The 14,757-nt window shown below is 61.0% G+C and carries 12 protein-coding genes; 4 read left to right on the top strand and 8 right to left on the bottom strand.

The genetic code is table 11. From position 1 onward, the window contains the following. Positions 1 to 140: 140 nt before the first annotated feature. Positions 141 to 1,181 carry an NAD-dependent epimerase/dehydratase family protein gene (locus J2Z31_RS01625; protein ID WP_328243159.1) on the bottom strand — a complete coding sequence of 347 codons (1,041 nt, stop codon included), beginning with the start codon at positions 1,179 to 1,181 and terminating at the stop codon, positions 141 to 143. Positions 1,182 to 1,499: 318 nt separating this feature from the next. On the opposite strand from J2Z31_RS01625, the gene J2Z31_RS01620 reads away from it, so the two are divergent. Further along, positions 1,500 to 2,654, top strand: a complete 1,155-nt coding sequence (locus J2Z31_RS01620; protein WP_209600127.1) for a helix-turn-helix transcriptional regulator — start codon at positions 1,500 to 1,502, stop codon at positions 2,652 to 2,654. A gap of 87 nt (positions 2,655 to 2,741) precedes the next feature. On the opposite strand, the gene J2Z31_RS01615 is transcribed toward J2Z31_RS01620, so the two are convergent. The 6 genes from J2Z31_RS01615 to J2Z31_RS01590 are packed head-to-tail and all read right to left on the bottom strand — an operon-like array spanning position 2,742 to position 9,481. Then, positions 2,742 to 3,080 carry a slr1659 superfamily regulator gene (locus J2Z31_RS01615; RefSeq protein WP_209600126.1) on the bottom strand — a complete coding sequence of 113 codons (339 nt, stop codon included), beginning with the start codon at positions 3,078 to 3,080 and terminating at the stop codon, positions 2,742 to 2,744. Positions 3,081 to 3,092: 12 nt separating this feature from the next. Beyond that, positions 3,093 to 3,647 (bottom strand): slr1658 superfamily regulator, encoded by a 555-nt coding sequence (locus tag J2Z31_RS01610; protein WP_209600125.1) that lies wholly within the window; start codon positions 3,645 to 3,647, stop codon positions 3,093 to 3,095. Positions 3,648 to 3,650: 3 nt separating this feature from the next. Next, complete coding sequence (locus J2Z31_RS01605) at positions 3,651 to 6,011, bottom strand: SpoIIE family protein phosphatase (RefSeq protein ID WP_209600124.1); 2,361 nt, start codon at positions 6,009 to 6,011, stop codon at positions 3,651 to 3,653. Continuing rightward, on the bottom strand, positions 6,008 to 7,183 hold the full coding sequence (locus J2Z31_RS01600) for a class I SAM-dependent methyltransferase (protein WP_408022014.1): 1,176 nt from the start codon (positions 7,181 to 7,183) through the stop codon (positions 6,008 to 6,010). The genes J2Z31_RS01605 and J2Z31_RS01600 overlap by 4 nt, the downstream gene beginning before the upstream one ends. 2 nt (positions 7,184 to 7,185) lie before the next feature. Next, positions 7,186 to 7,695, bottom strand: a complete 510-nt coding sequence (locus tag J2Z31_RS01595) for a ubiquinone biosynthesis methyltransferase UbiE (RefSeq protein WP_209600122.1) — start codon at positions 7,693 to 7,695, stop codon at positions 7,186 to 7,188. A gap of 52 nt (positions 7,696 to 7,747) precedes the next feature. Further along, positions 7,748 to 9,481 carry a putative bifunctional diguanylate cyclase/phosphodiesterase gene (locus J2Z31_RS01590; protein ID WP_209600121.1) on the bottom strand — a complete coding sequence of 578 codons (1,734 nt, stop codon included), beginning with the start codon at positions 9,479 to 9,481 and terminating at the stop codon, positions 7,748 to 7,750. Positions 9,482 to 9,977: 496 nt separating this feature from the next. Between J2Z31_RS01590 and J2Z31_RS01585 the strand changes: the two genes are divergently transcribed. The 3 genes from J2Z31_RS01585 (at position 9,978) to J2Z31_RS01575 (ending at position 13,765) form a co-directional block, all read left to right on the top strand. Further along, positions 9,978 to 11,210: an efflux RND transporter periplasmic adaptor subunit gene (locus J2Z31_RS01585; protein ID WP_209600120.1), complete on the top strand. Its 1,233-nt coding sequence runs from the start codon at positions 9,978 to 9,980 to the stop codon at positions 11,208 to 11,210. After that, entirely contained in the window at positions 11,192 to 13,186 is a 1,995-nt protein-coding gene (locus J2Z31_RS01580; protein WP_209600119.1) for a glycosyltransferase, read from the top strand. Before J2Z31_RS01585 ends, J2Z31_RS01580 begins: the two co-directional genes overlap by 19 nt. A gap of 198 nt (positions 13,187 to 13,384) precedes the next feature. Beyond that, on the top strand, positions 13,385 to 13,765 hold the full coding sequence (locus tag J2Z31_RS01575) for a DUF2188 domain-containing protein (RefSeq protein WP_209600118.1): 381 nt from the start codon (positions 13,385 to 13,387) through the stop codon (positions 13,763 to 13,765). A gap of 61 nt (positions 13,766 to 13,826) precedes the next feature. On the opposite strand, the gene J2Z31_RS01570 is transcribed toward J2Z31_RS01575, so the two are convergent. Next, positions 13,827 to 14,657, bottom strand: a complete 831-nt coding sequence (locus J2Z31_RS01570) for an alpha/beta hydrolase (RefSeq protein WP_234939219.1) — start codon at positions 14,655 to 14,657, stop codon at positions 13,827 to 13,829. Positions 14,658 to 14,757 lie beyond the last annotated feature (100 nt).

Below are 14,757 nucleotides of genomic sequence, written 5' to 3'. Positions count from 1 at the left end.
TGAGGTTTCTGGCATCAAGATGCGCAACTCCATTCGGCGCCGGCCAACAGGGACACGTGACCGGCGCCGAAGATTGCCTCCATACCGTCTCGCGCACGCGTTCCCCCGGTCCGGGTACGCTGCGGCAGGAGGCACGAGCATCAGGCGGCCTCTGCGAATGGGCTACGCGATGCTGAGAGGAGCCGGTCGAAATAGCCGATGGTTTGCAGGAGGCCGCCGGAGAGATCCATGCGCGGACACCAACCGAATTCCTGCATCGCAAGGGCGATGTCGGGCTGGCGCCGGCGCAGAATGCCGGCTTTCTTGGGGCGAAGGACGAGGCTCGATCGTGAGCCGACAAGCTCGATCACCTGCTCGGCCACTTCGCCGATCGCAAACTCCATCGGACTGCCGAGGTCGATCGGGACCGGCAGCGAAGCGGGCGAAGCCATTACGCGGACAATTCCGTCGATCAGGTCATAGGCGAAGCAGAAGGTGCTGGTCTCGGAAGGGTCGCCATAGATTGTGATGTCTTCCCCTTTCAACGCCCGGAGGACGAAATTCGAGATGATGCGGTTATCGTCCGCGCGCATCATCGGGCCGTAGGCATTGAAGATGCGGACGAGCCTGACGTCCAGCTGGTATAGCTCGTGGAAATCGGAGAACAGCGCTTCCGCTGATCTGGGGCCTTCCTCATAACAGGAGCGCCGGCCGAGAAAGGCGGCGTCGCCCCCGACCGACTCCGGATAGAGTTGCTGAGCGCCATCGTCCGAAAAGGTCACGTGAAGAACGCGCGCCCCGTGGCGAGCGGCTAGCTCGAGCACGTTTATGGTGCCGAGCACATGGGTTTGCATGGCGCGGATCGGGTCGGCCTGGCAGTGTGGTGGAGATGCAGGATTGGCTAGATGATAAATCTCATCGATCTCAAGCTCGAACGGCTCGACGACGTCATGCATTGCGACGGCGAAGGCATCGAAGCGCATCAGCGGCTCGACATTGCTCTTGGCACCGATCGAGAAATCGTCGAGACAAACGACCTGATGCCCGGCCTCGAGAAGAAGCCGGCAGAGATGGGATCCGAGAAAGCCAGCTCCACCGGTAACAAGAACTCTTTTCCTTTCACGATCGTTGCGCAAAGAAACTTTTCTGCAATCGGCAGCAGTTTGCGAATAACGCGCGCGGAATCTGCGTAGATAGCTCACGACTACCTCCATCGATACTCAATATACGGTCTTCGTTTGAGGTTGTGACACCATCTCGCCCGCCGGCAAGACGGCGATTCGATCGGTGCTTCTAAGTCAATTGCCGCAATTAACTGCGATGGCTACATAAATACAAACACAAGTCGCAGCTGTCATTATCAGCACATCCAGAAAGTTATCCTCCCATCCATTTCTCCGCAAAAAGCGGTATAAGTGGTAATGAGGTGTAATTGGCCGGCGCGCTTCCACCTGTGGGCGAGGAGCGCGAAGAGAGCCCGCTTGCACTCGCCGGACGGCAATTGGAGTTGGAAGCGTTCGATGTCCAGTGACAACGGAACAGGTGACGACCCGACAGATCCTCCGCCTTGGCCGGCGGACATGGAGCGACGGCGCTGGCCGCGCGAGTCGGATATCACGAGGAAGCAACGGCCGGGTGGTCCGCCCGCGCTTGTGCCGATGCGCTTCTCGACACACGAGCTGCCGCCGCAGCAGCAGTTCCAGGCCTGGCAGGCGCATATGGCCCCGCTCCTCGACGTTCGGTTGCCGGACGGGGTTTCGCCGGATCATGGCTTTGTCGCCGAGCAGACCGGGTGGCGTCTTGACGATCTGCTCATCGTCCAGCAGCGCACACCGGCACACAGCTATCTGCGCTCCCGCGCCATGCTCCGGTCAAGCCGGTTCGATCATTGGAGCCTCGGGCTCATGAAGCGCGGGCGGTCCTGGACGGAGGTCGACCGTAACGTCATAGAGACCCGCCCTGGAGAACTCTTCCTGCGCTCGCTCGGCTATCCCTTTCGCGGTCGGGTGACCGACAGTGAAGGCTTGCTTTTCTTCATGCCTTTCGAACTTCTGGCCGACGACGCCGGCAGTCTGGAGGCAGCCAATAACTCGATCCTTTCGGGCAGCTTGGCGGAGCTCCTCTTGAACTACATCAATGGCATCGAGGCCAACCTGGCGAGCATCACGGCCGACGAACTGCCTGGGATCGTCCATACGGTGCGCGACATGGTGGTCACTTGCGTCGCCGCCTCGGCAAGGCCGGAGGCGGACGGACCTCGGACGAACAAGGGCGTGATGGAGCGGGCGCATCTCTACATCCATCTCAACCTCACTTCGTCCGAACTCACGCCCGATGCCATCTGCCGGGCTATTGGGATTTCACGCACGCGGCTTTACCAGCTGTTCGAGCCGAGTGGCGGCGTCCTGAACTACATCCGGCGGCGCCGGCTTCAGCAGGCCCATGCGGCCCTCAGCGATCCGACGGACACCCGACCGATCGCGGAAATCGCGGAGGCAGCCGGCTTCGACCTTGCCGCCAACTTCACGCGCGCCTTCAGCCACGAATTCGGAACAAGTCCCCGCGAGGTCCGCAAGGCCGCGTCCTCCAAAAAGCCCGTCGCGCCGGCCGCTTCGCCTTCGAGGAGGCATCGTGGAACGACGATCGGCGACTGGCTTCAGGCAGCCGGCAGGTGAGCGGGCGTTTGAGCCGGTGGGGCTTGGAGCGGATGCCTTGCGGCATTTCTGCGACCCCAGGTGATTCCACCGGACTGCAAGTAGGCTTCAGCTCAGTCTGAGATCGACCGCCGGATGCAACTTCTTCAAGTTCGGCAGCGACTTCGTTTGCCAGGGATATTCCGAGCTTCCGCGCACCGTGAACTGGACGTTCGGCCTCTTGCGCGCCTCGATGGTGAGCTTCGCGAGCAGGTTGATTCCGGAGGAGTTCAGGAACTGCAGCCCCGTGACGTCGACGGCCATGCGCTCCGGCTCCGCCTCGAGAATGCCCATCACCAGGGAGAATATCGGGGCGTAGGCCTCGGTGCTCGGCAGGCGCATTGTCCCGTCGAAATAGACATTTTTGCCCTCCGACCAGACCCGATACTCGTCTTCTCTAATTTCCATCGGCGCTGCCCATCAGTTTGAGGGATCGGGGACTGCAATAGACGCATAGGTCTCGAGTGGGATGGAGTCCTCACCGTTGGAACCGAAAACCCATGCGAAATGAGCGCCATAATCGCTCATGAGGGTCAGAAGTCCAAGCCCGGAGCCGCTCGCATCGCCAGCGGCATTGGCTTCGATCCGTTCGATCAGAAGGTCGCCAGGCTCTCCGGCCGTGATCTCCGAAAGCAGCCGCTGGAACCGTTCGGCGGTTTGCTTGTCCACATAGTTGGAGACCTTCGTCCGGAAGGCGGTGTCGGTGACCGATGCTTCGATCATGATCTCACCCGATGCCCGGAACTTCACGGCATTCTCTATAAGCTCATTGGTCAGGTAGCCGACATTATGCCGCACTTCCTTGTAGAGGCTACGAGAGCCTCGATAGCGCAGGGCCACGAATTCGGCGACGAAGTCCGAGGTCATCGCACAATGTTTCCAGCTCAGGTCGAGCGGGCCGTCGAACAGGCGAAGCGTGGTCACGTTGTCGCCGGTTCCGATCGCGAGATCTGCCAATCCGTACAGGGCTGTCATTCCTTACCTATGCCTCATCACTACCAGCGTTATGTCGTCATGAATCTTCTCAGTGCCGATATGCGCCATCAGGTCTTTGAGAATGCCCTCTTTGACCTCCTCGGCGGTCCGGCCGTATCGCCGGCGCGCACTTTCGCAGAGCCTGTCGATACCGAAGAGCTCGCCCTCACGGTTCTCCGCTTCGGTGACGCCGTCGGTGTGCAGGACGATCAGGTCGCCGTGGTCGAAAGCGATCTCGCGAGTGGCCACAAAGGGTGAGATATCCGGCTCCAGTCCGATCGGCAGGCCGAGGTCGAGCGTGTCGATGCGCTCCACCTTCGTGGCATCGCGCACCACAATCAGTTCCTCGTGCTGGCCCGAGAGAGTGAGGCGCCTTCCATCGTAGTCGAGAAAGGCGAGGGAAAGGTGCTTGTTGGTGCTGGTCCGTATGATGTTCTTGTAAATAGCACGGTTTACCCGGTTGAGAAATTGCGAAGGGTCCATCTCGCCTGCCTCCTGCAATGCCCGGGCGACGGATTGAACCATGAGCATCAGTACGCCGCTTTCGAGGCCGTGTCCCGTTACGTCGCCAATGCCGATCTTCAGCCGCTGGCCGTCCTTCAGCACATCGTAGTAATCGCCGCCGACCTCGTCGGCCGGCCGCATGTAGGCGGCAATTTCCAGATCCGGGATTTCCGCGAGTTCGCCGGCTCTCGGCAGCACCATCATCTGAATCCGCCGTGCGACCGCCAATTCAGCGCCGAGCCGCAAATTTTCGCTCCGCAGTTGCTCGTTAAGCGCGGAAATTTGGAGGTTCGCCTCTTCGATCTCCTTCGTTCGATCCTCGACCAGCTGTTCGAGATTTTCGGTGTGATAGCTGATCTGCTCCGCCATACGGTTGAAGGCGGTGCCGGCTGCGCCGACCTCGTCGCGTGTCGGGATCGCGACCCGCACGGAATAATCCTTCGCCTCGATACGTTTCGCGGCGTTGGCAAGCGCGCTGATGCCGCTCGTGATCCGCTTGGACACCGCGAAGACGGCCGACGTGACGAAAAGCAGGGAGACGAGCAGCGCCAGCATCTGGTAGATCAGGATTCGGTTCGTCGCCTCGGAAATGCCGGCCTGGGCTGCGAAGAGCGAGGCATAGATCTCCCGTTCGGGGACGACGATGCCGAGCTGCATGGTCTCCCGGCGAACCGGCCCGGAAACCCAGAGGTTCGTCGGCTGCAATTGTTTCAGGACGACGAGGTAGGGTACCTTTTCGCCGTTCTCTTCGAGAAGCACATGCTGCAGCAGCCCGTCTCGCTCGAGCGGCAACTTCGCGATCGCGGTTTGCGTGCTCCTGCGCAGTGAGCGGTCGAGACCGGTAACGCCCTGTTTCCCCGTTTCGCTCGAGGCGCGAAGACCTATGATCTTTTCCCCGATCGGATTGATCGCCACGACGTTGCCGTCCGACATGGCCAGGAAGCCGAAGCCATTTTCCGCGACCCGGACATTCTCGACGATCTCGGCAAGCTGATCGAGCGTAATATCCGTACCGGCGACGCCGGCAACGCGCTGACGGTCACGCGACCAGAGCGGCTGGAAGAAGCTGACAATCAGTTTGCCGGTGATCGCGTCCGTATAGGGTGCCGTCTGGGTCACGTCTACGTTGACCGGGCGCGATTTCGGATCGCGCGCCCATTGCTCCCAGGATTCGTAAAGACCGGGAAAGAAGAATGGCCAGAAATCCTCCTTGTTGTGGCCCGGGTAGAGCTTGTCGAATGTCTGTGCCTGATCGGTGTAGGGGGCTGTCCTGAAGATCGGCCGCTCTTTCGGACCGATATAATACATCTGCAGCTTCGACTGGCCGTTTGCGAGCAGGCTCGGCGCGACGAGGTCCAGAATGGCGCTGTTCTCGATCTCCGCCTGGACGTCGGGAAGCGGAACGTGATTGGCATCGAGAAGATATCCCCAGACGCTGACGACCGACAGGGGACCGGGTCGGTTCTGCGCCCATCCTCCTTTCGCGTTATATTCGACCGTCACAGTGCCGGGGGCGCCGCGCGCCATCGCTTCGCCGATTTCCGATTTTCTGACGGGGCGGTCGATCTGCTCCTGGAGAACGCCTGCCAGGGTGTTCACGTCGGAGTGGACCTGGCTCAAGAGCAGGTTGACGCGGGCGGCCGTCGATTCCGCATAGGAGCGGATATAGTCCTGGTTGGCTATCTCCAGACCACGGCCGACTTCCAAGGCGGCGTCGCGTGAAAGCCTTTGCACGTTCCACAGTGCAAGGCCGCCGGTGACGAGCAGGTCGAAAAGCACGGCGCCGCCCACGACGAGGACGAACTTGGCGCGGAATGAACGCAGACTGAAAGGCGAGGTCTTTTGTTCATACACGCTCATAGCGGTTTGCGTCCCGACGCCGCCCAGATCGGCCAGCCGGCATAGCCCTTGGGATGGAGTGCGGCGAAGATATGGTCCCGGAACCCCTGGCGGAAACGCTCGATGAATTCGGGAGGATCGCCGCGCTTCACGGCCATCTCACCGGCATAGACATTCTCCCAGGCAGTGATGATGTCGGCGAAGTCTTGCGGGTCTCCGTCGAGGTTAGTCACCATGAAGGATTCAACGCGGATGTCCTCGAAGCCGGCATCGGCGAGAAAGCGGCGGCTCTTTGGTCCCAGTTCCACGTCCATTTCGAAATGGCTGAAGAGTTTTGCCACTTCGTTGTATGTCCACTGGATGCTTTGTGATCTCGGCTCGCCAAGGCAGTGCGAGTTCTTCTCATTGGTGATGTAGACGCGGCCGCCCGGCTTGCAGATCCGGTAAAGCTCCTTCAACAGCACATGCGGCTGGTTGAAGATCTGCAGCGAATGGCGGCAGGTGACGAGATCAAACTGGTCGTCCTCCAGCAGCATCTCGGACGCGTCGCCATAGCTATATTCGATATCGACAATGCCGAAATCAGCAGCGACGTTGCGGGCATAGGCGAGACTCGCGCGCGAATGGTCGAGCGCCACGATACGCGCCGGCTGGAACTCCTTGCGGACAAGCACGGCGAAATCGCCGATGCCGCAGCATATGTCCGCCATGTGGATGCCGGGCCGCATGCCGTGGCGCGGCAGGATCGCGCGCTCGTGACGCCAGGTCATCTTGGTCTGCGTGCGCAGGATCGGAATGAAGCTGGTGTCCTCGACGAAGCTCTGGCCAGGATAGAACTTTGAATCATAGACCTCCACAGTCACCTGCGGCTCGATTCGGCTCAGATGCCTGAACATGCGTTCTGTCCAGCCAACGACGCTTGAGGTCACGACCACGAAGCGAATGTCGGACCTCGACCGGCAGGCGTCGAGGATCACGCGCGAGAAGGCATGAAAGGCGGTGTTGTTCATCTGAACGAGGCGCTTCACATTGATGTAGAGAACGCCACGCGCCACCTCGATCGCCTGCCTAAGCGCGGAAAGGCTCGGTGCGATCTCGTCGACCGAGCGCGGCCGGATCACGCCGGCAACGGAGAATTCCTGGCTGTTGGGGTCGTAGACCGCCTGGTGCGGAGTGGAAAGAGTCGTTGCGATGTTCAACTTACGATTCCTCCAAGCGGCAGGTCCACAACAAGTGTAATCGACGAGGACGCCTCTTCCTCCAGGCTGATCTCGGCTTCGAAGTTGATGGCGAGGTCAAGGAGGACGATCTCCCGGGTCGGTGCGAGAGCGGTCGATACGGCGTCGAGATAGCGGGCGTAGGCATCTCCTTTTCGGGTTTTCGACACCGCCTCTCGATAGAAGTCGTGTTGGCCGGGGGGGCAGGGAAAGCTGAGTTTCACCCGCTCCAGTTCGCCTTGGCGATAGACGGTGCAGCCGATCCGGCCACCAGACGAACCGCCGCGGAAGGACACTTCCAGAAGCTCGTTCAAGGCTGAGGAGAAGAAATTCGCGTGGCGAACGGGGTCCGTCCGGTTGTGGCTGATCATCCGCGCCAAAAAGGACGACAGATAATCGCAATGCTGCCAGTCGGACAGGAAGGTTTCCATTTCCATTTCGAGCCGGATGAGGGGTTCGAAAGCTGGCTCCGCTGCGGCTGCGTGCATATCTTTTTGCTCCTCCCTAGGCGATGTTGGCGACTTACTCCCGGAATCAGGACTATCTTGGCGGCGGAGACCAGAGCAGCGGATCGCGCCACGATCGACGGCCCGAGAATTCTCCGATGAGTGCGGTGGGCGACTTGCGAAGGAACTCTCCGATCGCCTCAGCCGGAATCGGGAAGCCCAGGAAGTATCCCTGCAGCCGATCGCACCCTTCCTTTTCCAGCCAGATCGCCTGTCCCTCCGTTTCCACCCCTTCGGCGGTCACATGCATGCCGAGCCCGTGGGCAAGCGCGATGATGGACCGTACGATCGTTTGCCCCTTTTCGTCGTGCTCCAGGTCCTTGATGAAATATTGGTCGATCTTGATCGTATCGAAGGGGAAATTCTTCAGGTAGCTGAGTGAGGAATAAAAGGTGCCGAAATCGTCGAGCGAGATCTGCACGCCAAGCACGTTCAACGTATTGAGCGTGTCGAGATTGTTTATCGTCCGCTCCAGCAGCACCGATTCGGTGATCTCCAGCTCAAGCCGATCGGGCCGCAATCCGACGAGATCGAGCGTCTGGGCGACGCGGTCGGTGAGGCCCTCGTGCAGGAACTCCGCCGGAGACAGGTTAACCGCGACGGTGAAATGTGACGGCCAGCTCATCGCGGCACGGCAGGCCTGCTCCAGAAGCCATTTTCCGATTTCGCTCATGAGCCCGTCCTTCTCCGCCATCGGGATGAAGACGCTCGGCGGGATGTTGCCGATCAAGGGGTGGCGCCAGCGCAGCAGCGCTTCGAAGCCGAGGACCTCGAAGGCGGGGCTGACCAGCGGCTGGTATTCGACGAAGAACTCTCCCTCCTGGAGGGCTGTGCGCAGGCTGCGACGCAGCATCTCCCGCTGTTCGAGCACGATCAGCATGGAACGCGTGAAGGTCCTTGCCCGATTGCGGCCGTCCTTCTTCGCCGCGTACAGCGCGATGTCGGCAGCCTTCATCAAGGGCTCGACCTCGTTTCCGTCCGCCGGCGCAATGGCAATTCCGACGCTCGCTCCGACGAAGACGTTGATGCCATCCACGGTGAAAGGCGCCTGGAACGCGTCGATCAGGGCGGCTGCGACGCGCTCGGCCTCTCGGGGCTGATCCGCTCGCCACTGGATCACGGCGAATTCGTCGCCTGCCAGCCGATAGGCGAACTCGCGGTCTTCCAGCACGCTGCGTATCCGCTCCGCGGCCATCTTGAGGACCATGTCGCCGGCGCCGTGGCCCAGCGTGTCGTTGATGGGCTTGAAGTCGTCGAGGTCGATCTGCATGAGGGCGAGGCTTGCGCCGCTTGGCACGGGCAGGGCGCTTCGCAACTGATCGCTGAAGGCCCGCCGATTGGGCAGACCGGTCAAAACGTCATGGGTGGCCTGGTGCAAAAGCAGCGCCCGGTCGCTTTCGCCCTGCTTGGGCTCCCGAAAGGTGGCGCTGCCTTCCGCTTCGATAACCCCGACGCCGTGCTCGGTACGAAAAACGATGAGCGTGCGGCGGCCGTTTCGCGCCGCATCGGCTATTTCGATGCTCCGGGGCAAACCGCTAGCGATGACGGATTCGACGGCCGCTTTTGGCCCGATTGCAAGCAACTCCGGGTAGACGTGCCACAGCGTCGCTTCGATCAAGGTGTCGACCGCATGCACTTCCCTGTGTCTTGCCGAGCCGCCGACGAGATGAAAGCTCTCGTCGTAGAATGAGACGAGCTCGTCGGTCTCGGCAAGATATTCGCGGTCGATGATAGACGAAGCGGGCATGCTCGCATCAGCGTCCGGCATTCTTCCCTCCAATGCTCGTTCCGTCGCGTGTCGCTCGAAAGCAGTACCCTATCAGATTGCGCGACCTCATGAGCTTTGACCCAACTCAATGTTGTTCGCCCAAGCTTCCCTACCACCCGAAAAATTATCGCGGAAGGTGTTGTGGTCAATCCTGTTCGAGCGGTGGAGGTAACGATTTCTGAAATAGTGCCCCAAGATGGGGATTTCCCGCGAGCACTCAGAGTTGCGGGGAGGCGCAGCCCCGAGCGTTCTATTCCACGGCAAAACCGTCAGTTTTGAGGGTTGTTCGAGGTCGAATATGGGTGAATTCTCATAAGATGCGCGGGCCAAGTCGAGGAGGCGAGTCCAGAGCCACGTCCCCCTGGCGGAGCACCGAAAAACCGTTCGGGACCCAGTCTTTGAGCGGAAGCGGGCGAGCCAGTCGGGCGGATGGTGGGAATCCACTGTCCGGATCTGCGTTGATGTTGCTTTAAGTCATGCGTACGGACGCCACCAGATGATCCTGAACCATCGTATCACTCGCGTCTCGGTCGGCATTCTGCTCCTGCTTCTTGTGGTCGTCGTAATGTTGCCGAGCTTGACCGGCTTCACCAGTCTGGACGGAACCGTCAATGCCCGCCTGGCGGTGATCAATGCGCCGATCGACGGTGAGATTGCCGGCCCCCCCGCGCGAATTGGCACGCCGGTGCGGGAAGGCGAGCGGGTGGCGGCGATCCGCAATGACCGCGTCAGCCGGGCAAACCTCGCCTCCTTGCGCGCCGAGCATGGAACCGCCTTGAGACGCATCGCAGCGCTGGCACGGGAGCGCGATTCGCTCGTGCGCCTGCGAAATCAGCTTGCCGAACGGCTCGAACTCTACCAGCGAACGACGATCGCCAGCCTCGAGCGGGAGCTCGAGATCGTCGAGAAGCGCGTCGAGGTGGCGCGCGCACAGGATGTCGTCGCAAGACTTGATTACGACCGCCGCCAGGAGCTGGAGTCGAAGGGTATTTTCACCCGGAAGATGGTGGAATCGGCCGAAGCAGCCGGTGCGGCCGCGGGGGGCGAGGTAGAGATCAACAGTCTGACCGTCGCATTGCTCAAGCAGCGCCTCGATGCCGTGCGCCGAGGCGTATTCGCCCTCGGCGACGGGCAGAACGACGTGCCCTATTCCAGGCAGCGCCAGGATGAGGTGATCATTCGCATCAACGATCTCAACACACGGATCGCCGAAAACAGAACGCGGGCGAGCCAGATCGAAGTGCAGATCGCCGAGGAGGACAAGCGTGTCCGCAGCGTGGAAACGGCGACCGTCACGTCCCCATTCGAGGGGGTGGTCTGGAGCAGGAACGTCGTCAGCGGTTCGAACGTCATCCTGAACAACGAGATGATGCGCATTCTCGACTGCCGTGAATTGTTCGTCGATATCCTCGTCCCGGAAGTCGATTACGATGAAATCTATCCCGGCCGCGAGGCGGAGGTCCGGCTCTTCGGGCGAAGCGAGGTCTTCAAGGGGGAGGTGCAGGCGGTCAAGGGCAGTTCCGCCGTCGTCGAGAAGGATCAGCTAGCCGCCAACGAACCCGAGACGGAGGAGCGCAACGCCCGCATACGCATCCTGCTTCAACGCTCGGCGCTCAACACCGATTTCGCCAACTTCTGCCAGGCCGGCCGCACGGTACAGGTGCGCATCTCCAAAAGTACCGTCCGGCTCTCGCAATGGATCGAAAGCCTGTGGTTCAGCATTTTCTAGCCTTGGCGCCGACGCTTGCGGTGATTGCCTTTTTCCTGGTCGGGCCATCCAACTGGTCGCGGCATCGCAGTTCTGCGCGCTCGATCACCTGTATCTTCGTCGGCTTCGTCGCGCTGCGCTACATTGTCTGGCGCTTCACAGAGACCGTCCTTCCCTATCCCTATGACGGGGCGAATTTCTATTGGGTCTGGTTCGTCTTCATGGTCGAGATGCTCGCCTTCGTGGAGGTTGTGCTCTTCCTGATCCTGATGAGCCGCTATGTCGACCGCAGCGCCGAGGCGGACCGGCTGGGCCGCACGTTCTTCCAGCGGGAGAAGAGCGAACTGCCCACGGTCGACATCTTCATCCCGACCTATAACGAGCCGCTCGACGTGCTGGAAAGAACGATCGTCGGCGCCCTGGCGCTCGATTATCCGAAGGAAAAGCTGACGGTCTACGTGCTCGACGACGGCCGCCGCGAGTGGCTCAAGGCCTTCTGCGAATCCCGCGGCGCGATCCACCTCACGCGAAGCGACAACTCGCACGCAAAGGCCGGCAACATGAACAACGGTCTCGGCGCCAGCTCCGGTGATTTTATCGCCATTTTCGACGCGGATTTCGTGCCCTACCGCAACTTCCTGAGGCGGACCTTGCCATTCTTCTCGGACGAGACCATCGGCATCGTCCAGACGCCGCAGCACTTCTTCAATGTCGATCCGGTGCAGTCCAATCTCGGCCTCGAAAACATCTGGCCCGACGAGCAGCGCCTGTTCTTCGACGAGATCGCGCCGAGCCGCGACGGCTGGGACGTGAGCTTCTGCTGCGGCTCCTGCTCGATCGCACGGCGAAAGGCGGTTGAGGCGATCGGCGGCTTCCCGACCGAGTCGATCACCGAGGATCTGCTAACAACCCTTTCGATGCTGAACAAGGGTTACAAAACCCGCTACCTCAACGAACGCCTGTCCATGGGACTCGCGGCCGAGAACCTGACCGGCTATTTCGTTCAGCGTGAGCGCTGGTGCCAGGGGGGCATCCAGACGCTCTACCTCTACAACGGCCCCCTGCGAGGGCCGGGGCTCACGCTCTTTCAACGGATCATGTTCCTGCCGATGTCCTGGCTGGTACAGTATCTGGTGCGCTTCGTGGTGCTTCTGGTGCCCATCGTTTATCTCTGGTTCGGCGCGCTGCCGCTTCATTTCACGGGCGTTGCGGACTACGTCTCGCATCAGGTCCCGCTGCTCGCCGCCTATTTCCTGCTGATGCTCTGGATCACGCCGACCCGCTATCTGCCGGTGGTCTCGAGCGCAGTCGGGACCTTCGCGGCCTTCCGCATGCTGCCAACGGTAATCTCCAGCCTGATTCGACCGTTCGGCAAGCCCTTCAAGGTGACGCCGAAGGGCAGCGGCAACGAGGTGAGCGTCTTCGACGCCTACACCTTCACCTGGATCGCTGGCTTCATACTCGTGACCGCCATCGGTCTCGTCATCAATATCGTTCCGGAAACAGCACGAATACAGGGAGCGTTTTCGGTAGTCGCGGGGCTCTGGGCAGGGATCAACATCGTCGTGCTCGTCATCGCCTCGCTGATCTGCTTCGAAAAGCCGCGCCGTCTCTTTCAAGCGTTCAAGCTGGATGAGCCCGCCAGCGTCGACGGCTCCAAGGGCCGGATTGTTAGCCTCTCCCTCGAAAAGGCGGTGGTCGCGGTTCCCGTGGAGACGCGCTTCCTATCGACGAGGGTACGTCTCATGATCGACGGCTTCGAGCCGATCGAGGCCGATCTGAGGCAGGTGACGCAGCGGCGCGGCGACGTCACGCGCACAGGCGACAAGCGACGCTACTACCTGCATCTCCACTACGAACTCCAGGGGGCGGAGCGCGACAAGATGATCGTCAAGCTCTATACCGGGCGCTACTCCCGGGACGTTCCCGACATTGACAAGGTTGCGGTGTCCGTCAACCTGTTGCTGCGCGCCTTCGGCCGCACGCGCACCGCTTAGAATTCCGGGGCTGCTCAAGCTCGGAGGGAGCGGGTGGCTGGGCGGTAGAGCACTTTTCGGTCGATGGAATTACCTGACGTCGCACAAATGCGTCGTGGGGCGGTGATCCTGCCCCGGCAGACCGCGCCGGTCCGTCTGAGATTGCACGGAACCAAGATTGCTGACGCATGTTTCTCCTCCGTCTGACGGGAGATCGCCATGTCAACGGTTCGCTATGAAATCGTGGAACACGACGGGGGGTGGGCATATAAGGTGGACGAGGTCTTCTCCGAAACCTTCCCTACCCATGCCGATGCCCTTGCCGCAGCTGAAATCGCGGCGCAACAGCACGAGCTTCCGGGTTCTACGGAGATTATCGAATACCAGGACTCAGCCGGGCACTGGAGACAGCAGGTCGCCTCCGGTGACGACCGCCCAATGACCGAAGTCGTCGATGAAGGGGCCGTACTGCGCTCGCCGGGGCATGGTCCGGCGCTCCATCGGCCTCGTCGCGTCGGCGCCCCTTCCGGCAACCTCTTGCTGCTCGCCGGAATCGGCTTGGTGATCGGTTATCTTCTGCGCTCCGGTAAACGCAGATAATTGCGAACGCGGCACTAGGCCGCCGCGTGCCGCGGCAGTTTCCGTTAGACGTGGGCCAGCATCATTTCAACGCTTCGACAAAGCGGATGATGTCGGCGACCATGCGCGCGTCCCAAAGATCGTTATGACCGGAGTTGTCATAGACCAGCATCTGCTTTGGCTCTAAAGCGAGATCATAGAGTGCCTCTGCGGAAGACAACGGGATGATCGCATCACGCCGGCCGTGGAGGAAAAGCTTCGGTTGAGAGACCTCTGCTATCCTCAAGTCTGAGCGGAATGAATCCTTGATAAGCAGGGCGACTGGAAAGAGCGGGTAATACGCCTGAGCGAGTGAGAGCACCGACAGATACGGGGAGACCAGAATTGCGGCGGAAGCCGGTCTCAGCCGGGCCGTGTTCACGGCGACGCCGCTCCCCAGCGATTGACCCAGCAGAACTATGTCGACTCCGGTGCGCTCCGCAAGCCAGTCGAAGGCGGCGATGCCGTCGGTCAGCAGGCCGGCCTCGCTCGGCGCGCCGGTCGATCCCGGATAGCCGCGATAGGAGATTGCCAGGAGCCCGATGCCCCGCGACGCCAGCGCCTGGGCAAGGAAGTCATAGTTGTTGACCCGGTCGGCATTGCCGAGAAAGAACAACAGCGACGGCTTGCCAGGCCTGGCCGGACTGTAGAGACCCTGAAGCCGCTCTCCATCCGGCGTCCCGATGGAGATGCTCTCGCCCCAACTCACGTAGCCTGTCTCCAGTGTCGGGCCCGCGCCCGGATAAAGGAGGGCGCGCTGCGACACATATGTCAGGCCGAGAAGCGACACATAGGCGAACGTCGCCATCAGGGGCAGCATCAGGAAGAGCTTGGGGGTGCTCACGACAACATCCACCGCGGTTTCCGTCCTCATCAGATCATGATGATTTTAGTGTCGGATCGATTTTAATCCTGAACGTGTTTGCGCGGGATGCGGGCGTAAACCGAGCACTTTTCCTCGTCCCGCGCTAACG

Source organism: Sinorhizobium kostiense, assembly GCF_017874595.1.
In the GTDB taxonomy this organism is placed as follows: Bacteria; Pseudomonadota; Alphaproteobacteria; order Rhizobiales; family Rhizobiaceae; genus Sinorhizobium; species Sinorhizobium kostiense.
The sequence above is the reverse complement of the archived record's forward strand: the minus strand, read 5'-3'. Positions and strand labels throughout refer to the sequence as shown.